24 protein-coding genes are annotated in these 25,607 nt (G+C 70.3%); 13 read left to right on the top strand and 11 right to left on the bottom strand.

Features of this window, described 5'->3' with window-relative positions:
• Positions 1-5 precede the first annotated feature (5 nt).
• Entirely contained in the window at positions 6-1,319 is a 1,314-nt protein-coding gene (locus tag BM419_RS01955; protein WP_091924638.1) for a TadE/TadG family type IV pilus assembly protein, read from the top strand.
• 15 nt (positions 1,320-1,334) lie between these two features.
• On the opposite strand, the gene BM419_RS01950 is transcribed toward BM419_RS01955, so the two are convergent.
• Complete coding sequence (locus BM419_RS01950) at positions 1,335-1,946, bottom strand: helix-turn-helix domain-containing protein (RefSeq protein ID WP_234081040.1); 612 nt, start codon at positions 1,944-1,946, stop codon at positions 1,335-1,337.
• 145 nt (positions 1,947-2,091) lie between these two features.
• Here BM419_RS01950 and BM419_RS01945 point away from each other — a divergent pair, with 145 nt between their 5' ends.
• From BM419_RS01945 to BM419_RS01930, 4 genes are read left to right on the top strand one after another with little or no spacing between them, the layout of a single operon-like run.
• Positions 2,092-2,865 carry an ABC transporter substrate-binding protein gene (locus BM419_RS01945; protein ID WP_056521351.1) on the top strand — a complete coding sequence of 258 codons (774 nt, stop codon included), beginning with the start codon at positions 2,092-2,094 and terminating at the stop codon, positions 2,863-2,865.
• Positions 2,866-2,870: 5 nt separating this feature from the next.
• Entirely contained in the window at positions 2,871-3,524 is a 654-nt protein-coding gene (locus tag BM419_RS01940; RefSeq protein ID WP_091924793.1) for an amino acid ABC transporter permease, read from the top strand.
• Positions 3,521-4,252, top strand: a complete 732-nt coding sequence (locus BM419_RS01935) for an amino acid ABC transporter ATP-binding protein (protein ID WP_020091727.1) — start codon at positions 3,521-3,523, stop codon at positions 4,250-4,252. The genes BM419_RS01940 and BM419_RS01935 overlap by 4 nt, the downstream gene beginning before the upstream one ends.
• Positions 4,253-4,260: 8 nt before the next feature.
• Entirely contained in the window at positions 4,261-5,550 is a 1,290-nt protein-coding gene (locus tag BM419_RS01930) for an NAD(P)/FAD-dependent oxidoreductase (RefSeq protein WP_091678664.1), read from the top strand.
• 16 nt (positions 5,551-5,566) lie between these two features.
• On the opposite strand, the gene BM419_RS01925 is transcribed toward BM419_RS01930, so the two are convergent.
• Genes BM419_RS01925 through BM419_RS01915 form a run of 3 tightly spaced genes read right to left on the bottom strand, consistent with a single transcriptional unit; the run spans position 5,567 to position 7,553 of the window.
• Positions 5,567-6,730 carry an MFS transporter gene (locus BM419_RS01925; protein WP_091924633.1) on the bottom strand — a complete coding sequence of 388 codons (1,164 nt, stop codon included), beginning with the start codon at positions 6,728-6,730 and terminating at the stop codon, positions 5,567-5,569.
• Between the two features lie 33 nt (positions 6,731-6,763).
• Positions 6,764-7,201, bottom strand: coding sequence for an arsenate reductase (glutaredoxin) (gene arsC / locus BM419_RS01920; protein ID WP_091924630.1), 438 nt, complete (start codon positions 7,199-7,201; stop codon positions 6,764-6,766).
• Positions 7,194-7,553 (bottom strand): ArsR/SmtB family transcription factor, encoded by a 360-nt coding sequence (locus BM419_RS01915; protein WP_091924628.1) that lies wholly within the window; start codon positions 7,551-7,553, stop codon positions 7,194-7,196. Before BM419_RS01915 ends, arsC begins: the two co-directional genes overlap by 8 nt.
• A gap of 50 nt (positions 7,554-7,603) precedes the next feature.
• Between BM419_RS01915 and arsH the strand changes: the two genes are divergently transcribed.
• Positions 7,604-8,371: an arsenical resistance protein ArsH gene (gene arsH, locus BM419_RS01910; protein WP_091924625.1), complete on the top strand. Its 768-nt coding sequence runs from the start codon at positions 7,604-7,606 to the stop codon at positions 8,369-8,371.
• A gap of 49 nt (positions 8,372-8,420) precedes the next feature.
• On the opposite strand, the gene BM419_RS01905 is transcribed toward arsH, so the two are convergent.
• A complete protein-coding gene (locus BM419_RS01905) occupies positions 8,421-8,741 on the bottom strand; it encodes a hypothetical protein (RefSeq protein ID WP_020091721.1) in 321 nt (106 codons plus the stop codon).
• A 734-nt stretch (positions 8,742-9,475) separates the two neighbouring features.
• Between BM419_RS01905 and BM419_RS01900 the strand changes: the two genes are divergently transcribed.
• Positions 9,476-11,458 (top strand): acyl CoA:acetate/3-ketoacid CoA transferase, encoded by a 1,983-nt coding sequence (locus tag BM419_RS01900; protein ID WP_020091719.1) that lies wholly within the window; start codon positions 9,476-9,478, stop codon positions 11,456-11,458.
• Positions 11,459-11,536: 78 nt separating this feature from the next.
• Here BM419_RS01900 and BM419_RS01895 read toward each other — a convergent pair whose 3' ends face one another.
• On the bottom strand, positions 11,537-12,949 hold the full coding sequence (locus BM419_RS01895; RefSeq protein WP_091924623.1) for a class I SAM-dependent methyltransferase: 1,413 nt from the start codon (positions 12,947-12,949) through the stop codon (positions 11,537-11,539).
• 80 nt (positions 12,950-13,029) lie between these two features.
• Between BM419_RS01895 and BM419_RS01890 the strand changes: the two genes are divergently transcribed.
• From BM419_RS01890 to BM419_RS01880, 3 genes are all read left to right on the top strand, one after another.
• Complete coding sequence (locus BM419_RS01890) at positions 13,030-13,872, top strand: glycosyltransferase family 2 protein (RefSeq protein ID WP_056521372.1); 843 nt, start codon at positions 13,030-13,032, stop codon at positions 13,870-13,872.
• 90 nt (positions 13,873-13,962) lie between these two features.
• Entirely contained in the window at positions 13,963-14,877 is a 915-nt protein-coding gene (gene mdcB, locus BM419_RS01885) for a triphosphoribosyl-dephospho-CoA synthase MdcB (protein WP_091924620.1), read from the top strand.
• Between the two features lie 95 nt (positions 14,878-14,972).
• The gene (locus BM419_RS01880) at positions 14,973-15,707 is read left to right on the top strand and encodes a DUF3750 domain-containing protein (protein ID WP_091924617.1); all 735 of its coding nucleotides are present in this window, start codon (positions 14,973-14,975) and stop codon (positions 15,705-15,707) included.
• A gap of 52 nt (positions 15,708-15,759) precedes the next feature.
• On the opposite strand, the gene mqo is transcribed toward BM419_RS01880, so the two are convergent.
• The 4 genes from mqo to BM419_RS01860 all read right to left on the bottom strand — a co-directional run bounded on the left by mqo (position 15,760) and on the right by BM419_RS01860 (position 20,902).
• Entirely contained in the window at positions 15,760-17,490 is a 1,731-nt protein-coding gene (mqo, locus tag BM419_RS01875; RefSeq protein ID WP_091924615.1) for a malate dehydrogenase (quinone), read from the bottom strand.
• Positions 17,491-18,058: 568 nt separating this feature from the next.
• Positions 18,059-18,607 carry a lipocalin-like domain-containing protein gene (locus BM419_RS01870; protein ID WP_244540684.1) on the bottom strand — a complete coding sequence of 183 codons (549 nt, stop codon included), beginning with the start codon at positions 18,605-18,607 and terminating at the stop codon, positions 18,059-18,061.
• A gap of 146 nt (positions 18,608-18,753) precedes the next feature.
• Positions 18,754-19,878, bottom strand: coding sequence for a DUF2778 domain-containing protein (locus BM419_RS01865; protein WP_091924610.1), 1,125 nt, complete (start codon positions 19,876-19,878; stop codon positions 18,754-18,756).
• 229 nt (positions 19,879-20,107) lie between these two features.
• On the bottom strand, positions 20,108-20,902 hold the full coding sequence (locus tag BM419_RS01860; RefSeq protein ID WP_020091711.1) for a lytic murein transglycosylase: 795 nt from the start codon (positions 20,900-20,902) through the stop codon (positions 20,108-20,110).
• Between the two features lie 677 nt (positions 20,903-21,579).
• Here BM419_RS01860 and BM419_RS01855 point away from each other — a divergent pair.
• Both BM419_RS01855 and BM419_RS01850 read left to right on the top strand, forming a co-directional pair.
• On the top strand, positions 21,580-22,266 hold the full coding sequence (locus BM419_RS01855) for a class I SAM-dependent methyltransferase (protein WP_020091710.1): 687 nt from the start codon (positions 21,580-21,582) through the stop codon (positions 22,264-22,266).
• Between the two features lie 50 nt (positions 22,267-22,316).
• On the top strand, positions 22,317-22,928 hold the full coding sequence (locus tag BM419_RS01850; RefSeq protein WP_091924606.1) for a hypothetical protein: 612 nt from the start codon (positions 22,317-22,319) through the stop codon (positions 22,926-22,928).
• 40 nt (positions 22,929-22,968) lie between these two features.
• Here the strand turns inward: BM419_RS01850 and BM419_RS01845 are convergent, their stop codons facing one another.
• Positions 22,969-24,660 carry an aminotransferase class III-fold pyridoxal phosphate-dependent enzyme gene (locus BM419_RS01845; RefSeq protein ID WP_091924603.1) on the bottom strand — a complete coding sequence of 564 codons (1,692 nt, stop codon included), beginning with the start codon at positions 24,658-24,660 and terminating at the stop codon, positions 22,969-22,971.
• Positions 24,661-24,692: 32 nt separating this feature from the next.
• Between BM419_RS01845 and asd the strand changes: the two genes are divergently transcribed.
• On the top strand, positions 24,693-25,604 hold the full coding sequence (asd, locus tag BM419_RS01840) for an archaetidylserine decarboxylase (RefSeq protein WP_091924600.1): 912 nt from the start codon (positions 24,693-24,695) through the stop codon (positions 25,602-25,604).
• Positions 25,605-25,607: the final 3 nt, after the last annotated feature.

Genomic DNA, 25,607 nt, shown 5'->3' with positions numbered 1-25,607 from the left:
GGCCCGTGTCGGTGTTCCGCATCCGGTTGAACCGCGCTCTCAGGCTGGCCGTCGCGGCGTTTCCGCGGGCGCGCTCCGGTCAGGTCGCGCTGACGTTCGCGCTCGTCACGCTGCCGGTCATGTTCGCCACGGCGGCGGCGATCGATTACGGGCGCCGCAATGCCGCGAAGACCCAGCTCGACACCGCCCTCGACGGCGCCGTGCTCGCGGTGATGTCGCAGAAGACCAACACGATCCCGGCGACGACCTTGCAGAACATGGAGACGCAGTTCCGCGCCGAGGCCGCCAAGGTTCCGGGCGTCACGGTGACCTCGTTCGCCCCCGGTGCGCCGGTGAACAGCGCGAAGACGCTGAGCCTCACCGCCACCTACACGGCGACGGTCAAGACCAGCCTGGCATCGATGATGCAGATCCCGGCCATGCCCATCAGCGGCACGTCCTCGGCGACCCGCAACACTTCGCAGTACATCAACTACTACCTGTTGCTCGACAACTCGCCGTCGATGGGGCTCGCGGCGACCGATGCCGACGTGAGCAACATGAAGCGCGCCACCAACGGGTGCGCGTTCGCCTGCCACCAGCACACCTTCGACAACAAGGGCAACATCATCGGCGACGATCAGAACGACTTCTACCATGTGGCGTCACGGAACAACATCAAGCTCCGCATCCAGGTTCTGAGGGACGCGGTCTCGGCGCTCGTCGATCAGGCGAATGTCAGCATGTTGCTGCCGCAACAGTTCCAGATGGAGATGTGGACCTTCAACGATTCGGTGACGCAGACGCGGCTGCAGGCGATGACGCCGACCTTGAACAATATCAAGACCGCGACCCCAAATATCGATATCGCCTACGCCTACTACAATCAGTCCGACAATCAGACCGATTTCGAGCGGGCCATCGCGAAGATGAACGCGACGATCCCGGCCAGCGGCGACGGGCTGACGCCGGACAAGCCGATCCGGTTCCTGTTCATGGTCACCGACGGCGTCGAGGACACCGGCGGCAGCGTCACCAACCAGAGCGCGGGTTTCCAGATCCAGAGCAACCGCTTCATCGGGCCGCTGAGTCCCTCGACCTGCACGAATCTCAAGAACAAGAACGTCAAGATCGGGATCATCTACACGCAGTACCTGCCGATCTACGATAACGATTTCTACAACAGCTACGTGAGGCCGTACGAGTCGAAGATCGGGCCGGCCCTGCAGGCCTGCGCGTCCGACGGCATGTATTTTCCGGTGACCACGAACGGCGACATCACCGCCGCCATGCTGAAGCTTTTCAGCACCACGCTCGCGAGCGTGCGCCTGAGCAACTGACGCGCCGCGCCCCGCTCACGTCGTCGCCGGTGATCCGAGGACGTTGACCCACAGGACGGTGGTCTGGCTGCGCGGGTCGGGATTGCTGAAGCGGTGCGGCCGCCGGCTCTCGAAGCGGAAGCTGTCGCCCTCCGCGAGCTGGAGCGTCCGCGCCTCGACGATCAGGGTGAGGCGCCCCGCGAGGACGAGGCCGGCTTCCTCGCCGTCGTGGCTGAACGGCTCGTCGCCGGTGCTCGCGCCGGGCTTCAGCACCATGTGGAACAGGCTCATCCCCTGCGTGCCCCCTGGCGGGGTCAGGAGCTGCTTGGTGATGCCGGCCCGCCAGAGCTGAAGTTCCGGCCGGTCCTTCCGGAACACGACGATGGGATCCGGGTCGGGCGCGTCCGGCCCCGCTTCGAACAGGCCGCCGATCCCGATCTGCAGCGTGTCGGCGAGCAGCGCCAGGACCCGCAGGGACGGCGACGACAGGCCCCGCTCGACCTGGCTGATGAAGCCGATCGACAGGCCCGTGCTGGACGCCACCGCCTCCAGCGAGAGCCCGCGCGCGCGACGCAGGCCGCGCAGGCGCTGACCCACAGCCCGGTCGACCGGTTCCGGACCCGTTGCCTCGCCTCGGGGGATGCTCACCGTCACGCCAGCCTGCCTCTCGTGTGCTTCTTCATGCACGTGAAAGTCGCTTGCGTCGATACCGAAAACGTGCGGTATTCTTCACGAGAATGAAATCGGGCCCGGCTTCCGCCGCGTGACCCGGGCACTGCACGGGAGCGGCACCATGGGAAGACGGTTGGCCAAGCTGTGTCTGTCGTCGGCGCTGCTCCTCGGCGTCCTCGGCGCTCCCGTCGGCGCGCAGGCCCTGAAGGTGGGATCGACGCCCACCGGCCTGCCCTTCACCTTCCTCGATACCAAGACGAACAGCATTCAAGGCGTGATGGTCGACCTCGTCAACGCGGTCAGCAAGGAGGCGGGTTTCACGGTCGCGGTCGAGCCGCTGCAATTCTCGACGCTGATCCCGGCGCTCACCGCCTCGAAGATCGATATCATCGCGGCGGCGATGTTCATCACGCCGCAGCGCAAGGAGGTCGTGTCGTTCTCGGCGCCCGTCTACAGCTACGGCGAGGGGCTGATCGTCCCGAAGACCGACACGAAGGACTACACGTCCTTCGCCGACCTGAAGGGCGAGACGGTGGGCGCCCAGGTCGGCACCGCCTTCGTCGAGCCGCTGAAGAAGTCAGGCCTCTTCAACGAGGTGAAGATCTACGACGCGATCCCCGACATCATCCGGGACGTCAATTCCGGGCGGCTGAAGGCCGGCTTCGCCGACGCGCCGATCCTCGCCTACTACGTCAAGCAGGGCCTGTTTCCCGGCGTCCGCCTCGTCGAGACCTTCAAGCCGACCGTCGTCGCCTCGGTCGGCCTCAGCGTCCGCAAGACCGACACCGAGCTCCTCGCCAAGATCGACAAGGCGCTCGCCAAGCTGAAGGCCGACGGGACGCTCCAGGCGATCCTGACCAAGTGGGGTCTGCCGCCGTCGGCCGACCGGTCCTGACCTTCATGCGCGAGTTCCTCGCCGACGCCCAGGACTACCTGCCGATCCTGCTGCAGGGCGTGCAGCTCACGATCCTGATCACGATCGCGTCCCTGGTGGTCTCGACGCTGCTCGGGCTGGTCTGGGCGGTGATGCGGGTCTCCGGCATCGCGATCCTGTCGGGCTTCAGCGCGGTGATGATCAACATCCTGCGCGGCATCCCGATCATCGTGCAGCTGTTCTACATCTACTTCGTGATGCCCGATTTCGGCCTGTCGCTCACCGCCGTCCAGGCGGCGATCATCGGGCTCGGCATCGCCTACTCGGCCTATCAGGCCGAGAACTTCCGCGCCGGCATCGAGGCGGTGGATCGCGGCCAGGTCGAGGCGGCGCTGTCGATCGGCATGGGCTGGGGCATGACCATGCGGCGGGTGATCCTGCCGCAGGCGATCCGGATCGCGCTGCCGCCCTACGGCAACATCATGATCATGATGCTCAAGGACTCGTCGCAGGCCTCGACCATCACGGTCGCCGAGCTGGCGCTCCAGGGAAAGCTGATCGCCTCGTCGACCTTCAAGAACACCAGCGTCTACACGCTGGTGGCGCTGATGTACCTCGGGCTGAGCCTGCCGCTGATCCTGCTGGTCCGCCACTTCGAGGCGAAGGGACGGCATCGATGATCGTGCTGGAGGACGTCCGCAAGCATTACGGCGCGCTGGAGGTGATCAAGGGCGTCTCGGCCGAGGTCACCAAGGGCGAGGTCGTCTGCATCATCGGGCCCTCGGGATCCGGCAAGTCGACACTCCTGCGCTGCATCAACGGGCTCGAGGCCTACGACGGCGGCGAGATCCGCGTCGACGGGCAGCGTGTCGACCGGGACAAGCGCGGCATCAAGGCGATCCGCACCCGGGTCTCGATGGTCTTCCAGCGCTTCAACCTGTTCGCCAACCGGACGGCGCTCGAGAACGTCGTCGAGGGGCCGATCCACGTGAAGGGCGAGCCCCGGGGCGAGGCCGAGGAGCGGGCGCGCGCCCTGCTCGCCCGGGTCGGGCTCTCGGGCAAGGAGCACGCCCGGCCGAACGAGCTCTCCGGCGGGCAGCAGCAGCGCGTCGCGATCGCCCGGGCGCTCGCGATGCGGCCTGAGGCGATCCTGTTCGACGAGCCGACCTCGGCCCTCGATCCCGAGCTCGTCGGCGACGTGCTGAAGGTCATGCGCGCCCTCGCCGACGAGGGTATGACGATGCTCGTGGTCACCCACGAGATCGGCTTCGCCCGCGAGGTCGCCGACCGGGTCCTCTTCCTCGACGGCGGCCGACTCGTCGAGCAGGGGCCGGCCGCCGAGGTCCTCAACCGGCCGCAGAATCCGCGTACCCGGGACTTCCTGCAGCGCGTGCTGCACCCGCTCTAGGACACGCCGTGGCCGAACCGTTCCCGCTCGCACCCTCGCTCTGGGCCACGACGGCGGCGCCCGCGCCGGACACGCCGCCGCTGGCCCGATCCGGCCTGGCCGAGGTGGTGATCGTCGGCGGCGGGTTCTGCGGCCTGTCCACCGCCCTGCATCTCGCCGAGCGCGGCATCCGACCCGTCGTGCTCGAGGCGCAGGAGGTCGGCTACGGCGGGTCCGGTCGCAACGGCGGCCAGGTCATCCCGGGCCTGAAATACGATCCCGCCGACCTCGTGGCGCGGTTCGGTCGGGAGCGCGGCGAGCGACTCGCGCGCTTCGCCGGCGGGACCGCCGACGTCGTGTTCGACCTCATCGCCCGGCACGGGATGGACGTGCCGCATTCCCGCGCCGGCTGGATCCAGGGCGCCCACACCGAGGCCGGGCTCGCCGAGGTCGCCAAGCGGGCGGCCCAGTGGGCGGATCTCGGTGCGCCCACCCGCGTCCTCGACAGGGCCGAGACCGAGCAGCTGCTGGGGACCGACCGCTATCTCGGCGGCTGGCTCGACGGCCGCGGCGGGGCGATCCAGCCCCTGAGCTACGCCCGCGGCCTCGCCCGGGCCGCCCAGAAGGCCGGCGCCACGATCCACGGCGGATCGCCGGTCACCGGCCTCGAACGGACCGGATCGGGCTGGACGGTCACCACGGCCCAGGGCGAGCGGGTGACGACCGGCCGGGTCGTGCTGTGCACCAACGGCTACACGGGCGGCCTGTGGCCGAACCTCGCGCGGACGGTGATCGCGGCGAACTCGTTCCAGGTCGCCACGGTGCCGCTGACCGACAACCTGCGGCGCTCGATCCTGCCCGAAGGCCACGTCTCCTCGGACACGCGCAAGCTCCTGCTCTACTTCCGCCTCGACCATACCGGACGCCTACTGATGGGCGGCCGCGGTCCGTTCCGGGAGCCGCGCGATCCCGCCGACTGGGCCCATCTCGAGCGGATCGTCGGCAAGCTCTTCCCCCAGCTCGACGGGATCGCCTTCGACCATCGCTGGTGCGGCCGCGTCGCGATCACCCGGGACTACCTGCCCCATCTCCACGAGCCGGCGCCCGGGCTCCTCATCGATATCGGCTGCCAGGGCCGGGGCGTCGGCCTCCAGTCGGCGATGGGCCGGGCGATGGCCGCCTACATCGCGACCGGAGATGCCGGCAACCTGCCCCTGCCGCTGACGCCGATCGAGCCGCTGCCGCTCCACGGGCTGAACCGGCTGTACGTCTCGGCGATCATCGCCTGGTACCGCCTGCGCGACGGCGGCATCCGCTGATCCTACCGGCCCGCCGTCACCGCGCGCGCCACAGCGCCCCGATCAGGCCCAGGGCGGCGAGCGCCAGCGCGAGGAGCACCCACCACAGGGCCCCCGGCCCGACATGGGTGAGCACGACGGCCCCAGCCGGCGGCGCCAGGGCCTGGGCGGCCAGGGCCGGCCGGGCGAGGCGGCCGACCACCAGCGGGTAGCGCACGGGGCCGAACAGGGCGAGCGGGACCGTGCCGCGGGCGATCGAGTAGATCCCGTTGCCGCCCGCGTAGAGCACCAGCCAGAGCGCCACGCCCGGCAGCCCGGCCGCGAGGAGCCACAGCCCGAGGGCGATCAGGCCGAAGGCGGCCGTCAGTGTCCAGAGCGGGTGGTGGCGGCCCTTGAGGGAGATCTCGGCGACGCGGGCGCTCACCTGCGCGGGCCCGATCAGCGCCCCGTACGAGACGGCGGCGGCGAGCGACACGCCGCGCGCCTGCAGCAGGGTGAGCAGGTGCACCGAGACCTGGGACATGATCGCGCCGCCGAGGACCAGCACCCCCGCGAACAGCAGGAACGCGCGGCGCTCCCGGGTCGATAGCGGCGCGGACCCCGCCTCCTGTGGCCCGTCGGAGACCGGGAGTGCCGGCGCGTGCGGGATCATCGCGAGGATGAGCGGCAGCGTCACCGCGAGGTGCAGGCAGGCATAGGTGAGGCAGGCGCCCCGCCAGCCGACATGGGCCACCAGGAAGGCCGAGAGCGGCCAGCACACGGTGCTGGCGAACCCGCCCCAGAGGGTCAGCGTGGTGATGGCCGGCCGCGCGGCCGCGCCGTAGAGCCGCCCGAGGGTCGCGAAGGCGGGGTCATACAGGCCGCAGCCCATGCCGGCGCCGAGGATCAGCCAGCCGGCGAGATAGATCGGCAGGTTCGGCGCCACGGCCACGACGGTCAGCCCGGCGGCGAGGAGCAGCGCCGCGAGGGCGAGGACCGGCCGCCCGCCGTGCCGGTGGATCGCCGCCCCGACATGCGGCGAGGCGAGGGCCGCGACGAGGAGGCCGAAGGCCAGTCCGCCGACCACCCAGGCGAGGGGCCAGCCGGTGCTCTCGGCGATGGGGGCCGCCATCACCGCCGGCAGGTAGAACGACGAGCCCCAGGCGAGGATCTCCACGACGCCGAGTGCGGCGATCACCGGCCAGCGGCTGGCTTCGCTCATGTCCGGACCGCCGCCGCCACGGCCCGCGGTCGCTCAGGCCGTGGCGACACGGCGGCCCTGCTCGTCGACCACCGGCTCGCCGTCCTCCTTCACGAACCCGCCCCGCTGTGGCGGCAGGAGATCCAGCACCGCCTCCGAGGGGCGGCACAGGCGTACGCCCTTCGGCGTGACCACGAGCGGCCGGTTGAGCAGGATCGGATGCGCCGCGACGGCGTCGAGCAACTGCCCGTCGGTCAGGTCCGGGTTGCCGAGGTCGAGCTCGGCGTAGGGCGTGCCCTTCTCCCGGAGCACGTCGCGCACAGACAGCCCGGCGCGGTCGAGGAGCTGCAGCAGCAGCGCGCGGGTCGGCGGCGTCTTGAGATACTCGACCACGTGGGGTTCGATCCCGGCGTTACGGATCATCGCGAGGGTGTTGCGCGACGTGCCGCAGGCCGGATTGTGGTAGATCACGACGTCGAACGGCTCAGACATGTGCTGCGTCTCCCGAGGGGCTGAGGCAGGCGGCCAGGGTCTCCGCCGCCGGCGTGCAGATCTCCGCGCGGCCCTGGCAGCAATCGCGCATCAGGAACGCGATCAGATCGGCCAGCACCGGGTAGGCGGCACTGTAGAGGATGGAGCGACCGTCGCGCCGCGAGCTGACCAGCCCGGCGCGGCTCAATTCCTTCAGGTGATGCGACACCGTCGCGGCCGACACTCCGACCGCCTCGGCCAGCGTCCCGGAGGCGAGGCCTTCCGGACCGGCTCTCACCAGCGCCCGCACCAGCCGCAGCCTGTGCTCCTGCGCCAGGGCCGCGAAGGCCGCCAGGGCTTGCGCGTCGTCCATTTTCCCGACAATCTTCAAACGGTTGTTTGAACGTATGAGAAAGCGTCCCGGTGAGCAAGAGCCCGGCCCCTGCCCCTTCGGTCCGTGACGGCCTGCCGAATCTCAGCGCGGCGCATTTCGCAACGCCGACCGACGGGGCCGGTCGGGGGATCCCGCTCGCGCACGCGCCGCGCTTCCTGATCCTGTACGGGTCGCTCCGCGAACGCTCCTTCAGCCGGTTCCTGGCCTATGAGGCCGCGCGGCTCCTGGAGACGATGGGCGGCGAGGTCCGCATCTACCACGCCGACGGCCTGCCGCTGCCCGACGATGCGACCGCCGACCATCCGAAGGTGCGGGAGATCCGCGCCCTCTCGGCCTGGTCCGAGGGGCAAGTCTGGGTCTCGCCCGAGCGGCACGGCGCGCTCACCGGCGTGATGAAGAGCCAGATCGACTGGCTGCCCCTGTCCGAGGGGAGTCTGCGCCCGACGCAGGGCCGGACCCTCGCGGTGATGCAGGTCTCGGGCGGGTCCCAGAGCTTCAACGCCGTGAACGCCCTGCGCGTCCTCGGCCGCTGGATGCGGATGATCACGATCCCCAACCAGTCCTCGGTGCCGATGGCCTACCGGGAGTTCGACGAGGCCGGCCGTATGAGGCCCGGGCCGCTCTACGACCGGGTCGTCGACGTGTGCGAGGAACTCATGAAGTTCACGCTGCTGACCCGCGGATGCGCCGATTACCTCGTGGACCGCTACAGCGAGCGCAAGGAGCGCGATCCCGACCGGCTCGCCGGTGTCGCGGCCGATATCGGCTTCGCGAAGCCCTCACCGCCGGGCGCCTGAGCCCCGCCGGCCCGAGCGCGCCGCCACGCGGTCCGGCCGGGGCCGGTGCTCACTGGAATCGCCGCATCTCCGGCGCCAGCGAGCGTCCCGCTTCGAGGAGGGCGCGGACCTTGCGGGTCGCGTGCTGGAGGATGTCCGGCCGCGCATCCTCGTAGGACGTCTCCTCGACGAAGCTCCGCAGGGCCTCCGTGATCCGGTCCTCGATCTCGTCCATCAGGGCGAGCCCCTCCGGACCTTCCCGCCGCAGATGCGCGTCTGCGAGCGTCAGGTAGGCGGCGCTCGCCAGCAGGAAGGCGATCCCGTTCGCCTCCTGAGCCGCCGCGGAACTCGCGTCGCCGCCGTCCATGCCGTCTGCGACGTCGTCGTCCATCGGCTCACATACTCCCCGTTCGTTGCTCACGCTGTGCCGCTCCCGCCGCGTCGCGCCAAGTAGAGAAAAAGGGTCGGTCCCCGTCCCCATTCGGGCGACGTCGGGGCCCGATCCGGACCGCCGGCCCCGCGTCGCCGCCGGGCGCCGGACCGGTCCGCTCGGCTCTCCCCGGGCCTCAATGGCCCGGATCGGCGCGGTCCTCGGTCGCGCGCCGCTCGCGCATCCGGAGCAGTGCCCGGCGCCAGGCATCCACCACCGCCGCGCGTGCGCGGGCATCATTCTCGCGGTCGGACTCCGCCGTCCGGGCCTTGCCGTCGGCCTGCCTGCTCCGGGCTCTCGGATCTCGGTTCATGATCGCCTCCTGTCGTGTCCAGACCGAGAGACACCGGATCCCGGGACGCCGCGGTGAGGCGGCGCACGCGGACCATGAAAACCGCGTGCGGCGGAGCACAGGCGGCCGACGGCCCCGCGACGCGCGCAATTTTTCTGATCGTGGACCGAAGAGTTTTTCAGGAGCGCCCACACTCATTTTCGGAGTACTGTCACGGCGCCGGCATGTGCCCTCGTGCGATGCCGCAAATATTGATGCGGTGCAATAACGATCGTATTCAAAACTCAGCCGATCTCCGGGGCCGAGACGTCCCGGCACCACGGGGGCGGCGCATGGCACAGTCGGAGGCGACGGGCATCACGGCCGGCCGCTCCTCCACGTGCCGGGGAGGATCACGGGCTCCATGAGGAAGAACAAGGTCATCTCGGCGGAAGAGGCGATCGCGCTGATCCGCGAGAACGACGTCGTGACCACCACGGGGTTCGTCCAGAGCTGCATCCCGGAGGCCCTGCACGCCGCCCTCGAGAAGCGGTTCGTCGAGACCGGATCACCCCGCGGCCTCACCCTGATCATGACGGCCGGCGCCGGCGACAGCAAAGGGCTCGGCACCGGCCGCCTGCACCATGACGGCCTCCTCACGCGGGTCATCGCGGCCAATTTCGGCCGCATGCCCAAGGTCGCCAAGGCCGCGCAGGACAACCTGATCCGCGGCTACAACCTGCCCCAGGGCGTGATCTCCCAGCTCTACCGGGCCTGCGCGGCGGGTCAGCCGGGCCTGTTCTCGAAGGTCGGCCTGAAGACCTACGTCGACCCGCGCCACGGGGGCGCCAAGGTCAACGAGCTGACCACCGAGGACATCGTCAAGCTCGTCGAGGTCGATGGCGAGGAGTGGCTGTTCTACACGGCGACCAAGATCGACGTGGCCTTCATCCGGGCCACCTCGGCCGATCCGTCGGGCAACCTCTCCTACGAGAAGGAGGCGCTGACCCTGGACTGCCTCGCCCAGGCCATGGCGGCCCGCAACAACGGCGGCATCGTCATCGCCCAGGTCGAGCGCATCGTCGACGACGGCTACCTTCTGCCGAAGGACGTGCGCGTGCCCGGCATCCTCGTCGACTGCGTGGTGGTCGCCGAGCCCGAGATGCACCGGATGAACTACGGCGTGATGCACGACGCGGCGCTCGCCGGCGAGATCCGGGTCCCGGTCACCGGCATCAAGCGGATGGCGCTGAACGAGCGCAAGATCATCGCGCGCCGCGCCGCCTTCGAGCTGCCGCCGAACGGCGTGGTCAATCTCGGCGTCGGCGCGCCCGAGGGCATCTCGTCGGTCGCCAACGAGGAGAAGATCACCCCCTACATCACCCTCACCACCGAGGCGGGCGCGGTCGGCGGGGTGCTGGCGTCCGGCTCGAGCTTCGGCGCGGCCACGAACGCCGACTGCATCATCGACCAGAACCAGATGTTCGACTTCTACGACGGCGGCGGCCTCGACATGACCTGCCTGGGCATGGCCGAGTGCGACGCGGCCGGCAACGTCAACACCTCGCGGTTCGGCGGCAAGCTGAACGGCTGCGGCGGCTTCATCAACATCTCGCAGAACGCCCGCACCGTCGTGTTCGCCGGGACGTTCACGGCCGGCGGTCTCGAGATCGCGGTGTCCGACGGTCAGGTGCGCATCGTGAACGAGGGCAAGGCCCGCAAGTTCGTCACCCAGGTCCAGCAGAACACCTTCTCGGGCCCCTACGCGGTCGAGCGGTCGCAGCCGGTCCTCTACGTGACCGAGCGGTGCGTCTTCCAGCTGACTCCGGAGGGCTTGGAGCTGATCGAGGTCGCGCCGGGGATCGACATCGAGCGCGACATCCTTGCCCACATGGATTTTGCCCCCGTCGTGCGCAATCCGGTGCCGATGGATCCGCGCATCTTCCGCGAGGAGCCGATGGAGCTGATCTCGGATCTGCTCAACCTCGATCTGAAGTCCCGCGTCAGCTACGACGGCGAGCGCAACATCCTCTTCGTCAACCTGGAAGGCTGGTACTGCCGGGTGAAGGGCGACATGGACGAGCTGCGCATGACCATCGTCGAGGCCTGCCGGAAGGCGGGCCAGCGGGTCAACGCCGTGATCAATCACGACGGCTTCCGGCTCAACGAGAACTTGGTCGACGACTACGCCGGCATGGTCCAGTACCTGCAGGCGAACTACTACGCGACCACGACCCGCTACGCGACCAGCGCCTTCCTGCGCCTCAAGATGGAGGAGGCCCTGAACAAGCGCGGGGTCGCGCCGCACGTCTTCGAGCGCAAGGAGGAGGCGCAGGCCTTCGTTAGCAGCACCGAGGACAAGAAGGCCCGCAAGCGCATCTCCCCGGCGGTCGCGTCGGCGGCGTGACGTCCGGCCGGCCGCGGGTTCGCTCCGGGCGCGCCGGGCCCCGCTCGCGCCACGGCGCGGTCGGTGCCGCGGCCTGCCTCAGGCGACCGGCAGGCCGAGGACCCGCCGCGATTCCTCGGACAGCACCGCGTGGCGCGCCGATTCGGGGCCGTCATTCGGCGTTCGCGCGGCTGCCTGCGTGACGAGGTCCCGGAACCGCTTCTTGTCGAGGGCGCGGCCGCGCAGGCTTCCGAGCACGGCGTCCAGCACCATGCGGACGGCCCGGGCGCGCTGGCGCTCGCGCTCCAGTTCGGCGGCGAGCAGCGGATCCCCGAACTGGGCCGCGCCGAGCGGCGCCACCAAGACGGCGCCGTCAATGACGGCGGGATCCCGGTCGTCGGTCTCGACCGCAGAATCCGTGATGCCGTCGAGGATCTTGGTCGCCTCGGTCAGCAGGATCTTGTGCTGGACCGCCGCCGAGAGGTTCCCCGGAACCTTCTGGCTCGCCGCGCCGATCAGGCGCTTGAACTTGGCCCGATCCAGCCCGAAACGGCCGATGCTGGCCCGCAGCGCCGCCAGCACGGTGCGGAGCGCCTCGGTCCGGTAGGTCGCCTTGAGGAGCTGATCCCGCAGCGCCCCCGCCGAGGCCATCTCGACGAAGGACGTCTCGGGCAGTTGCTGCACCTGTTCCGCCAGCTCGACGATGGCGCGCTGCATCAGCGCGGTGCGCTGCTCGCGGATCTCGCCCGGCGCGAGCCGCTGGCGTCCCTTGCGGAGCCACACGAAGAATTCCGTCGCGTCCCGGTCGAGGAAATCCTCGACGCGCAGATCGATGTAGCCGAGCTGCGCAAGCTCCAGGATCATCAGATTGAAACTCGCCGGCACGAACACCCAGGCATGGGCGTCGGCGTAGTAGGGAAGTTGCGCGGCGCCGAGCCACTGCGGCTCGTCGGTGAGCGGATTCGCGGGAATGGCCGGCCGCGTGTCCTGGCCCGACCAGGCGCCGACCGTGCCGTTGTCCTTCAGCGCCATGTTCAGGGCGTAGTCGATGTGGGTCCGGACCGTGTGCCGGTTCCGCTTCTCCAGGAACGCCGCGACCGCGTCCGCCGTCCCGGTGAGGGAACGGTAGAAATCGAAGCATTTGCGCTTGTCGGGCACGGCCAGGATCACCACGCCGTCCGGCCGAAGCAGCGTCTCGGCGGCGCGCAGGAAGGTCACGATGTCGGTCGTGTGCTCGATGACGTGGCTGGCGATGAACGCGTCGAAGGTGCCGTGCTGGTCGACCGGGACCGCGTCCGCGATCGAGCCGCCTGTCCAGACGAAATCCACCTCCTCGATGCGGTCGACCGTCTGGTCGTGATACTTCTCGATGAGCTCCGAGCGCGGCGCGTGATCGATGACGAACGTGTTCCAGCCGTCGCGCTTCGGCGCGAGCGGGCTGAAGCTCGGGCCAATCTCCACGATGCGGGCGTCCTTGGTCAACGACCTCAGGAGTTGCTGCGCACGATCCATTGCCACTAAGCTCCGATCAAACGCTTCGCGAATGCGCTGTAGAAGCGCGGTGAAGGCCGCGTTGGCGGGAAGGAATACCGTTGCACAAGAGGCCGCTCGCCGCCGTCACGATGGCCTACAACGAAAAGACCATGCTTCCGCTCTGGCTGAAGCACTACGAGCGACAAGTCGGGGCTGAAAACTGTTATATCCTCGACCACGGTTCCGACGACGGCTCGACGACCGGACTGCGCGCGAACGTCGTCCGGTTGCCGCGGTTGCCCCTGAACGAGTGGGAGCGCGCCCACACGGTCAGGGATTTCTGCGCATCGCTGTTCATCGGCTTCAAATATGTTCTCTATGCGGATAGCGACGAGCTGATCCTCCCCGATCCGGACGTATCGTCTACACTCTCCGATTACATCGCCGCGCGGCCGCTGCCCCCCATCCTCGATCTGTTCGGGGCCGACGTCATGCACGTCGGGGACGAGGCCCCTATCGACGTCGCGGCGCCGATCTCCGGCCAGCGGGGATACATCCGGCCGATATCCACCCTGTGCAAGGCGACCATCGTGTCGGAGCGGGTCGACTGGCACGTCGGCTTCCACTGCCTGATCCAGGATCACCGCCCCGATTTCCGCGACCTGTTCCTGTTCCACCTGGCGTATCTCGACCACGACATCCTCTTCAGGCGCCAGCAGAAGCGGAATGCGGCCGCGCCGATCGGCATCCCGAACTCCCACCACGCCATCGACCCGACGGAGTTCCTGACCTTCGTGAAGGCCGATATCGGTCGCGTCCCGCGCCGCCCCGTTCAGATGCGTCCGGGTGAGGCGCATTTCGAGACCACGAAGCGGCTGTTCGCCGACGCGATCGAGCGCAAGAGCGCGATCCAGGCGCCCGACCTCTGGACGCTGCCCGAGCGCTTCGTCGGATCCTTCTAGGGCAGGACAGTCGAACCGGCTCGGAGAACGCCGCGTCTGTGCCGGCACGGCCATCCGGTATATCTCGGGCCGCCCGACGCCGCTTCGGCCATGCCGGCGAACCCTTGGGGAGCTTCGACCCTGCGCGACGATCAGAGCCTCATCGCGCCGGGCGCGGACCGGAGCAACGCCGCCGCGCCCTGGGCCGAACGCGTCGCGGATCTCGCGCACGCGGCGCTCATCGGCGAACTGGAGACCTGGCCCAAGCCCGGCCTCGTGAGCCCGGTCGATTCCGGCAGCCACGACGACATGGATGCGGAGACGCTCCGCCGCAGCGCGGCGGCGCTCCGGCCGTTCTTCGCGGAACTGGTCGCGGCGGGCGCCCGCGATGCCGTAATGGCGGAACTCCGGGCAATCGGTCTAGCCGCCGAGACCGCGATGATGCGGGCGACCGGCGGCGTCAACGCGCATCGGGGCGCCATCTTCTCGCTGGGGCTGATCTGTGCCGCGGCGGGAGCGCGGGGCGTGGGGCCCGGTGCGGAGCGCGCGAGCGCCGAAGGGCTGGCGGAGGCGGTCGGTCACCTCTGGGGGACAGCGATCACCCGGGCGCCGGTCTCGGCCGTCAGCCACGGCGGCCGCGCGGCGCGGCGCTTCGGCGTCGGTGGCGCCAGCGCCGAGGCCGCGGCGGGCTTTCCGACCATCCGCGCCGTCGCCCTGCCCGCTCTCCGCTTCGGCCGATCGTGCGCCCCCGGCGATGCCGAGGCGGCCCGCGTGCACTGCTTCTTCGCCCTCCTGGCGGTCGTCGACGACACGAACCTCCTGCACCGCGGCGGTGCCAACGGCCTCGTCGGCGCGCGCGCGGCCGCCGCGACCTTTCTCGACGCCGGGGGCATCGCGGCCCCCGACTGGCGCGCGCGCGCGGCGGCGATCCACCGCGCCTTCGTGGCCGCGCGCCTGAGCCCCGGCGGCTGCGCCGATCTCCTCGCCGCGACGCTGCTGCTGGACGCCCTCGCCTCCCCACCCTGACGCGCGCGCAGCCCCGGGGCGCGTCGGTCGCAGTTTCGCGGATGCGGGCTCTACCTACATGCGGATTCTATCCCGCCCTCCCCCCCGGACCGCCCGTGACCCTGTTCAGGATCGCCCTCCTCGCGCTCGCCGCGCTCTTCCTCGTGCCGGTGGCGATCTCCGCCCTGCTCTACGCGACGCGGGCGAGCGGCGACTGGCGTCTGGCGGATCGGTCCAGCGCCGGCCTGCTGCCGCGCGCGGAAGCGCATCCCGGCGCCGTGCTGCGCATCTTCTCGGCGCGGACCGTGAGCTGGCGCGGCATCGTGGCCACGCACAGCTGGATCGTCGTCAAGGAGCGCGGCGCCCGCGCCTACAGCCGCTTCGACTACACGGCCTGGGGCCAGCCGATCTGGGTCGACCGGTTCGTGCCGGACGGACGCTGGTTCGGGAACCCGCCGACGGTGGTGTTCGCAGCCGACGGCGCCGAGGCGGAGGCGATGCTCCCGCGCATCCGGCAGGCCGTGGCCGAGTACCGGTTCAGCCGGCCCGGCGACTACGTCGTGTGGCCCGGCCCGAACTCGAACACCTTCGTGGCCGCCGTCATGGCGGCGGTGCCGGAGATCCGCGAGAGCCTTCCCACCACCGCGATCGGCAAGGATTTCCCCTATGACGGGCGCTGGATCGGCCTGACGCCGTCGCGGACCGGGATCCGCATCAACCTCGGCGGCTATGCCGGGGTAACCCTCGGCTGGGTCGAGGGCCTGGAGCTGAACCTGCTCGGCGGCGTCGCCGGGATCGACCTGCGGCGGCCCGGTCTCAAGCTGCCGGCCCTGGGTCGGGTCGGGCTCTGAGCGCCGACGCGGTCCCAGGGCGCGCGACCGTCGGCACCCCGGGACGCGCCGCTCACGGCGCGAGGTCGTGGACCGGCTCCTTCACCGGCGTGGCGCTGCTGTTCAGCACGGTGCTGCCGGTCGAGACCGGCTTCAGCACGGCCCGGTCGATCTGCGGCGGGGTCGGGAGCTGGAGCTGCGCGCTCGTGTCAGTCCATTCGCGCGCGACACGGTCGGGATCGTCGTTGAGCTTCGTGCCGTAGCTCGGCACGATCTCCCGGATCTTCGCCTGCCATTCCGGCGTGGCGACCTTCTGGGCGAAGACCTTCTCCAGCACCTGCAGCATGATCGGCGCCGCCGTGGAGGCGCCGGGCGAGGCCCCGAGGAGCGCCGCGATGCTGCCGTCCTTGGCGTTGACGATCTCGGTGCCGAGCTTCAGCACGCCGCCCTTGTTCGGGTCGCGCTTGATGATCTGCACACGCTGCCCCGCCTGCCAGAGGCGCCACTCCTCCTTCCTGGCCTTCGGGAAGTACTCGCGCAGCGCCGCGATCCGGTCGTCGTCCGACAGCATCAGCTGCCCCGCCAGGTACTCGACCAGCGGGAACTCGTCGACGCCGACCTTCATCATCGGCCAGATGTTGCTGGTGGTCGTGGAGCTGAGGAGGTCGAAGTACGAGCCCTCCTTCAGGAACTTGGTCGAGAAGGTCGCGAACGGCCCGAACAGGATCACGCGCTTGCCGTTGATCACGCGGGTGTCGAGATGCGGCACCGACATCGGCGGGGAGCCCACGGACGCCTTGCCGTACGCCTTGGCGAGATGGAGCGTGGCGACGTCGGGATTGTCGTTGATCAGGAACGAGCCGCCCACCGGGAAACCGGCATACTCGTCGCCCTCGGGGATGCCGGATTTCTGCAGGAGGTGCAGGGCACCGCCGCCCGCGCCGATGAACACGAACTTGGCGTCGGTCGTCCGGCGCGTCCCGTCCTTCAGGTTCTTGGCGGTCACCCGCCACGAGCCGTCGCCGTTCTTGGTGATGCTCTCGACCTCGGTGGAGAGCCGGAGGTTGAAGCTCGGCTGCTTCTTCAGGTGGGCGACGTACTGGCGGGTCACCTCGCCCCACTCGCAGTCGGTCCCGAGCGGCGACCAAGTCGCGGCGACCTTCTGCTTCGGGTCGCGGCCCTCCATCATCAGCGGCACCCACTTGCGGAGCTGCTCGGGATCCTCAGAGTACTCCATGCCGGCGAAGAGCGGGCTCGCCTTCAGGGCCTCCCAGCGCTTCTTCAGGTAGGCGATGTTGTCGTCGCCCCAGACGAAGCTCATATGGGGCGTGTAGTTGATGAAGGCGCGCGGGTCCGTCATCACGCCGGTCTTGACCTGATGCGCCAGGAACTGCCGGGTCACCTGGAACGCCTCGTTGATCTCCACCGCCTTGGCGATCTCGATCTGCCCCTTCTTCTTCTCGGGCGTGTAGTTCAGCTCCGCCAGGGCCGAGTGTCCTGTGCCGGCGTTGTTCCAGCCGTTCGAGCTCTCGAGGGCGACCTGATCCAGCCGTTCGACCATCTGGATCGACCAATTCGGCTCCAGCGCGTTCAGCCAGACGCCCAGCGTCGCGCTCATGATCCCGCCGCCGATCAGCAGCACGTCGACCTTGCTGTCCGCGCCCTCGGCCAGGGCCAGCGCGCCCGGCAGGGCCGCCAGCGCCAGGCCGGTGGCGGCCGTGCCGAGGAGCCGCCGCCGGCTCAGGGGCAGCACGTCCGCGGCCCGGCGGTCGCGCCGGTGTTGGGTCTCGTCGTCGCCACGCATGGGCAGATCCCGCTTTTGCGTACCGCACGGCCCGATCGGCCGCCGCGCGTACGGAAGACACTCGATGCGACGGGCGCGAATCCCGCCCGTCCGGCCTTCCGGATCGTTTCCCCGTTCCCGTCGCGGCACGCTCGCGGTCTCGCTCGACCCGGCACGACGGTCCTGCCCTGGCCCGCATCGCGTCCGTCGTCCCCGAGCCGCACGGATCGTGGGACGACGGGGCGCGCTCGCGCGACGCAGAGGCCTTCCCTCCGTCTAGCCGCGCGATCTCGCCGGAGAACGGATCACCGGTTCAAGACATCGCTCGCGCGGTGGCGCGATTGCCGGGTGGGCGGGAAGATGCTGGCTGGCTTGGCTCAGCAGATTGATGGTGGCCTCATAGAGGACGGGGCCTGAAAGGACAATTACTGCCAGGGTTGCAATCGCCGCCATCCTGTCAGTCCGTCGCGATGACCGGCGCGCATGGCGGCGACCCGCCGATAGACTGGCCGCGATCGGTCGCCCGATCGGTCGCCCGATCGGTCGCCCGGTCCGTCGCTCGACGCGACGGCGTGGCGAAGGCGCGCCGCTACGGGATGTGCTTGAACCGGATGATGCTGCGCGACAGGCGGCCGTCATCCCAGTTGGGCATCACGCGCCAGGGAGTCGTGACGTCGGCGTAGTCGCCGTCGATATGGATGGTGCGGCGCTGCTCGGTGCCGACCCATTCGGGCGCCCACGCGGTCTGCACGCTGGTGACCCACTGGTCACCCTCGATCCGGTAGCGGCCGATATAGGCGACGAGGGTCTTCATCAGCGCGGCCCGCTCGGCGTCGGTGGTCGCCGGCGTGCGGGCGCTGCCCTCGAGGTTGAAGGCGACCCAGCCGTCCTTGGTGAAGATGACGCGACCGCGCGGCGTGCCGCCCATGGCGTCGACGAGCGTGCCGTTCTCCTTGTCCTCGACCTTGTAGGAGACGAGCTCCCAGGTGCCGACGATCCGGTCCGCCAAGCGCGCCCCGACCACCGCCGCGCCGACGCGGTCCGGCGCGGAGGCGCTCCAGGCCAAGTCGGCCGCCAGGAGACCGGAAAGCGCCAGGAGGGTACGGACGGCCGCCGCGGCCGATCGTTGTGCGGGCATGGTCTGGACCGGGGACTCGCGTGTCGCGGCGCCGGAACGCGCCGCCACCGCGTTCTGCGGGCCGGCACGGCGCGTTCCAAGCGCCGCGCGAGCAGTGCTGGTAGACCGTCTGCGCGCTTGCGGCCGTTGCCGCGGGCGAGAAGTCGTCAGCCGCCGTTGCGGGCCATGCGGGTCGTGACCGTGCCGGCGGCGAGGCTCGGCAGCGGGTCCTGCGTGCCGCTGACGACCACCAGCCGCTGAACCTCGCCGCGCAGGAAGGCCTGGAGGAACCGGTCGTAGTCGCGGAACGACACGCAGCCGTTCGAGTCGCCGCGCGGGCCCAGCATATAGGTGTGCGCCAGCAGGCCGACACGGCCGTAGACCGCCTCGTTGCCGCCGACCGGCGTGAGGCGGATCGCCCGCACGCCGTGGAAGGGCCGTTCGCGCTCGGTGAGATCGTAGGTGCCGGGCGGAGTCGGGCCGCGCATCCGGACGTTGACGAAGCGCGGCTCGTCCATCCCCTCGCCCAGGCCGGAATGCGCCTCCAGGCGCTCGCCGCTCGGAAGGGTCACGGTCCGGGCGGCGATGTTGTAGACCGCGATGCCGGCCGAGGGGCCCGGATCCCGGGCCGGGGCCAGCGGTGGCGAGACGCGCTGCTGCGGCGGCGCGACGTCGGCCGGCTTGCTCTCGAGCGCCGTGTAGGCCAGCGCCGGTCCGCGCTCGATGCCGAACAGCTTCTCGATGAACGAGCGCTCTTCGGGTTGGGGGATGGGCTGAGCCGCCGGCGGCACCTCGCGGCGCGCCATGCGCCGGTCGGACCGCCGGGCGAGTGCGGTGCCCGCGGGCCCGCGGAGCTCGGGCGGACGGGGGATCGGCAGCGGGACCACCATCGCGCTGAGCGGTGTCTCGGTGACCTGCGTTCTGGGCTGCGCGTCGGCGCCGGCATCGGCGCTTTCGGGGACGGGTTCGGGCGTCAGCGAGGGTGGGGCGATCTGATTCCAGGCCCATCGTGACTGCGAATTGCCGAGGGCGTCGCGACTGGGCTCGGGCGATTCGGCGGCCTCCGGCTCGGCGGCGGCGGTCTCGGCCCTGTCCTCCGCGGACGGTGCGGGCACCGGCGCTTCCGTCCGGGCGTTCTCGATGCCGGTTACCGGGACCGGGGCGCGATGCAGGACGCTGCCCCCGAGGGCGGCGAGCGTCACCGCGCCGGTGAGCACCGTCAGTGGCGCGAGCCACGTGCTGCGCGCGTTCCGGGTCTTGAGGCCGTCCAGCGGCACGGATTCGACAGCCATCGCGGTTGCCCAAGCTCCTCGTCGCGAGGCGGGGCTTGCCGGCTGCCGCCCTCCGCACAGGATACGGATCCGCGGCGGGCGGACCGGCCCCGCTCAGCGTGAGACAGCGGGGTCGGGCCGGCTTTTCTGGGGCGATGCGATGGTCGATCTTGGCTCGATCGGGACCATTTTCGGGCGCGCCGCCGCAGTTCTCGCAATACGTCTCGGTCTATTCGAGGCCGAGATACTGCTAATTGTTGTCGATCTGGCGCCCGAGAATGGCGATCGCCTTCTCGTAGACCGGCGCCGCGTTCCAGCCCTGGATCGCCGCGAAGTTCGGCTCGCCGGGCTGGTAGCCGGCGCCGGCCCGCCAGCCGTGCGCCTTGAGGAAATTGGCCGTGGACGACAGGGCGGCGCCGACGTTGTTGAGGTCGCCGGTGCCGTAGGCCAGCACGTTCTTCGGCAGGAACTGGGTGTGCCCGACCTCGCCGTGCGCCGCGCCGCGGGTATTCGGTGTCAGGAGCCCGCGATCGACCAGGGTCAGCGCAGCGTAGAGCTGGTCCGTGAAGTATTCGGAACGCCGGCAATCGTAGGCGAGCGTCGCCACCGCGGAGAGCGTGTTGACGTTGCCGCGCACCGCGCCGAAGCCGGTCTCCATGCCCCAGATCGCCAGGAGCGGGCCCGGCGGCACGCCGTAGCGCTGCTCGATCGAGTCGAAGAGGGCCGCGTTCTGCTGCTTCAGGGCGCGGCCCCGCTTGACGATGGTCGGGCCGCCGCGCTTGGCGAGGAACTGCTCCAGCGACAGCTTGAAGCTGTGCTGCCCCCGGTCCGCCGAGATGGTGGCGGTCGAGTAGGTGGTGTTCTGCAGCGCCGCGAGGCTGGCCGCGCTGGCCCGGCCGCGCGCCTCCTCGGCGAATTGCCGCTTCCACGCATCGAAGCCGGCCGCGGTGTTGCCGCACTGCGCGGCCTGCGCCTGCCCGGCGCTGAGAGCGATCCCGGCGAAGGCCGCGACCGCGATGGTCTGACGCCGCAAATTCTCGATCACGCGAAACACTCCTTCGGCGCGTCGTCGCGCCCTGTCCTGCTGGGGATACCGAGTCACATCTCGTCGATATCAGGGCGAGAAAATGTCGAAGGCGCGACCTGCAAGCTTCCCGCCCTCAAATCATCGCGCATCTCGGGATCTGCGACGAGACCGCAACGGCAGGGTGTTCGGAGCATCGTGAACACCGCGTGTGCGAGAAGCCGACGCGCGGCCGATGCGCGGCCGAGGCGTTCGTCACCGGGCAAGATCAGGTAGCTCGAAGGGTCGCATATCACCACTCGTGCATAGATATGACGCGTGGCACATCAGTATTTTGCCAGCAAATGGAATGGCCGTTGGCGTGTTTGATGGATATGTCACAAGCTTGTCAAACGAACGACATAGCTTTGCCGGCGGAAAGACTTCAGCGGAGAGGCGGCGTGGGGTCGTTGATGATCCGGGCGGCGTGGCATGATCGAGATCCCGCTTCCCTCGCCCATTGTGACCGCCCCCTGCCTTGTCGCGACGCCGCTCGGCGCTCTCGAGGCGGACAAGCGCGAGCCCTTGGCCGGATCTTGGTCTGACCAAGCGGACGCGCGGTGACGCGAACTGAGCTGGTGAACGCCTGCCTCAGACCTGCAGCCGACGGTCGAGGCGAGCCGTCGGGCCGACCTAGCCGACAACGAGACAGGACGCCCATGGCCCTCGGAATGCACGACACCGGTTCCTCGCGCGCGGGCACGCTCGGGCCCGATCTCGACCGCGACGGCGTCGCCAAGGCCTACGGCCGCTGGGCCCCGGTCTATGATCTGGTCTTCGGGCCCGTCTTCGCGCAGGGCCGTACCCTGGCGGCGGCCGCCGCCGAACGGATCGGCGGCCGCATCCTGGAAGTCGGCGTCGGCACCGGCCTGTCGCTGCCGGCCTACAGGCGCGCCCGCAGCATCGTCGGCATCGACATCTCGGCCCCCATGCTCGAGAAGGCGCGTCAGCGCGTGGCGCGGCTGCGTCTGCGCAACGTGGAGCGCCTCGCCGTCATGGACGCCGAGCAGCTCGACTTCCCGGACGCCGCCTTCGACGTGGTGGTGGCGCAGTACGTCGTCACGGCTGTCCCCAATCCCGAGGCGGCGCTGGACGAGTTCGCCCGGGTGCTGCGCCCCGGCGGCGAGATCGTGATCACCACGCGGATCGGCGCCGAGGCCGGCCTGCGGCGCGCGGTGGAGCGCACCCTCGCTCCGGTGACGAGCCGCCTCGGATGGCGGACCGAGTTCGCCTGGGAGCGCTACGCGGCCTGGGCCGCCGGCGCGCCGGTGGAGATCGTCGAGCGCCGGGCGCTCCCGCCGCTCGGCCACTTCTCCCTGCTGCGCCTGCGCAAGCGCGCCGCCTGAACGCGCATCAGCTTCGACCAACCCACCACCATCGATCGGGGACCCACATCATGGCGAGTTTTCGGGAGGCACTGCGCGTCCAGCGCTGGGACGACCACCGCTACTATCACCACAACCGCGTCAATCAGAGCTTGCACGTGGTGAGCGCGATCAGCTTCCTGGTCGCCTACGCCCTGGCGTTCAGGGATCCGGCCACGGCGGCCCTGATCGGCTGGCTGGTGGCGATGACCTCGCGGCAGGCCGGCCACCTGTTCTTCGAGCCCAAGGGCTACGACCACGTCAACGACGCGACCCACGAGCACAAGGAGGAGATCAAGGTCGGCTACAACCTGCAGCGGAAGGTCGTGCTCCTGGCGATCTGGGCCCTGTCGCCCCTGCCGCTCTACTTCGACCCGAGTCTGTTCGGCCTGATCGCGCCGCACCAGAGCACCGCGGACCTGATCCGCAACGTCGGCTGGATCTGGCTGTGGCTGGCGCTCGCCGGCCTGCTGTTCCGAATGGTGCAGCTCTTCGTCCAGCGCGACGTCCAGACCGGCCTCGTCTGGGTGGCCAAGATCCTCACCGACCCGTTCCACGACATCAAGCTCTACCACAAGGCGCCGCTGGCCCTGCTGCACGGCGAGCTGGTCGAGGAGCGGGAGCCGCACGAGCGCGGCGCCTGAGCATAGGTCGCGCGCCGGGCCCGTCGCCCGGCGCGCCGGATCAGCCCTGATCCGGGGCCCGCAGGCCCAGGCGGGCCCCAAGGCCGCCCAGGTGGATGGCCGCGACCTCCCGCAGGATCGACCGGCGGATCGCCCTGTCGCTCGGCGCGCCGCCGTCCCACCAGCCGTCCGCCCGCATGGCCCGCGCCGCCGCCTCGAAGCGCGTCGCCACGGCCTCGAAGGCCGCGTCGTCGTACGCGAGGCTGAAGATCATCCGGCCGGTCCCGACCCACGACAGGGCCAGCCCCTCGGCGCGCAGGTAGAATTGCAGCATCCAGTTGTAGCGCGACGGCTCGGTGTACAGGACCGTCCACACCGTCGACATGTTGGCGACCCGCACCGGCAGGCCGGCCTCCGCCAGCCGGGCGTTCAGGTGACGCGCGCGCGCGTCCCAGGTCGCGTCGAGGTCGGCGTAGAGTGCGGTCACCGCCGGGCTTTCGAGCCGGTCGAGGAACGCGCCCATCGCGCCCATCACGTAGGGATGGGCGTTGAAGGTGCCCCGCGCGAAGCAGATGTCGACGGGCCGGTCCTCTCTGTACCGGCGCATCAGGTCGGCGCGCCCGCAGAGAACGCCGACCGGCAGGCCGCCCCCCAGGGTCTTGCCGTAGGTGACCATGTCGGCGCGCACGCCGAAATACGCCTGCGCGCCGCCGCGGGCGAGCCGGAAGCCGAGGAAGACTTCGTCGAGGATCAGCACGATGCCGCGGGCACTGCACACCGCCCGGAGGTCGTGGAGCCATTTGGTGTAGGCGGCGCGGTCGAAGGAAGCCCTGCGGCCGCTGTCGACCAGCGCGGAATCGGCCGGCGCGCCGGCATTCGGGTGCATCGCCTGGAGCGGGTTGACCAGGACGCAGGCGACGTCGCGGCGGCCGGCGAGCACCCGCAGCGTCCGTTCGGACATGTCGGCCAGGGTGAGCGTGTCGCGGGTCGGGACCGGGTTGCCGATGCCCGGCTGCACCTCGCCCCACCAGCCGTGATAGGCGCCGCACAGGCGGACAATCCGGCGGCGGCCGGTGTGGTAGCGGGCGAGCCGCACGGCCTGCATCACCGCCTCGGTCCCGGACATGTGGAACGAGACCTCGTCGAGGCCCGAGATCGCCTTCAGCCGCGCGACGTTGCCGGTGACGACCGGGTGGAGCGGCCCGAGCACGGGACCGAGGGCCGAGACCCGTGCCGCGCCCTCCTCCAGGCAGGCCCGATAGAAATCGACGCCGAACAGGTTCACGCCGTAGGAGCCGGCGAGGTCGTAGAAGACGTTGCCGTCGAGGTCCGTGACGGTGACGCCGGCGGCGGCGGCCGCGAAGGCGCCGGTGCCGAGATGGGCGCGCACGTGCCGGGCGTACTGGAACGGCACCCGGTAGAGCCCGGTGAACTGGAGATCCGAGAGCCCGTCGCGGACCGCCTCGGTCTCGGCGCGTGTCCGGGCGAAGCGCGCCCGGAACAGGTCGGAGAGCCGCGCGAAGCCGGCCTCGCGCCGGCGCGCCACCGCCTCGTCCGGATCGTCCGACCGGAAGAAGGCGCGCTCCGAGTAGGCGTAGTTCGGGATCAGCCCGGCGACGCGCCGGGCCATGCGGGCGTGGCCGGTGAGCGAGCGATGCTTCGCCCGGGAGAGCTGCAGGCGCTCGGCCGCCCGCGGCAGGGCGAGCACCGCGGCGACGGTAGTGGCGGACAGGGTGACGAGGATCGCGGACATCGCCCCGCGCCCTACCGGAGGCGGTTCACGGCATGATGACGGTTTCCGGATCCCGGCTGCGGACGGTCCTGGCGCGTGTCGGGGCGCAGGAGGATCTCAACTTCCTGCTGACGAACCGCCTGCCGCGCCGTCTCGCCACCCGCTTCATGGGCTGGTTCAGCCGGATTGAGCAGCCGCTGATCCGCGACCTCTCGATTTCGACCTGGCGGCTGTTCTGCGACGTCGACCTCCGCGACGCGCGGGAGACGCGCTTCCCCAGCCTCCACGCCGCCTTCGTGCGCGCCCTGCGTCCCGGTGCCCGGCCGATCGCGGCCGATCCGGCCCTGCTGACGAGCCCCAGCGACGCGATCCTGGGAGCCCACGGTCGCGTCGAGGCCGGCCGCCTGCTCCAGATCAAGGGCCTGTCCTACCCGCTCGCCGACCTGCTCGGCGGGGACGTCGCGCTGGCGCGCGCTCACGAGGGCGGCAGCTACGCCACCCTGCGCCTGACGGCCGGGATGTACCATCGCTTCCACGCGCCGCACGACCTGCGGGTCGAGTCGGTGCGGCATATCTGGGGCGACACCTGGAACGTGAACCCGATCGCCCTGAAACGCGTCGAGGCGCTGTTCTGCCGGAACGAGCGCGCCGTCCTGCGCTTGCGCCTCGCGGAGGGCGGCCACGCGGTGACGCTGGTGCCGGTGGCGGCCATCCTCGTTGCCGGGCTGCGGCTCGGCTTCCTGCCCGAGGGTCTCGCCCTGCGCGAGACGGGCGGACGGACCCTGCTCACCGCGGCGCGCCTCGCGAAGGGCGCCGAGATGGGCTGGTTCGAGCACGGCTCCACCATCGTGGTGCTGACGCCTCCGGGCTTCACGCTCTGCCCCGGGCTCTCCGTCGGATCGATCCTGCGGGTCGGCGAGCCCCTGATGCGGCTGCCACCGCTCCCTGGATCGCCCGGCCGCTGAGCG

Source organism: Methylobacterium sp. yr668 (assembly GCF_900116245.1).
Lineage (GTDB): Bacteria > Pseudomonadota > Alphaproteobacteria > Rhizobiales > Beijerinckiaceae > Methylobacterium.
This window is presented reverse-complemented; position numbering and strand designations above follow the sequence as displayed.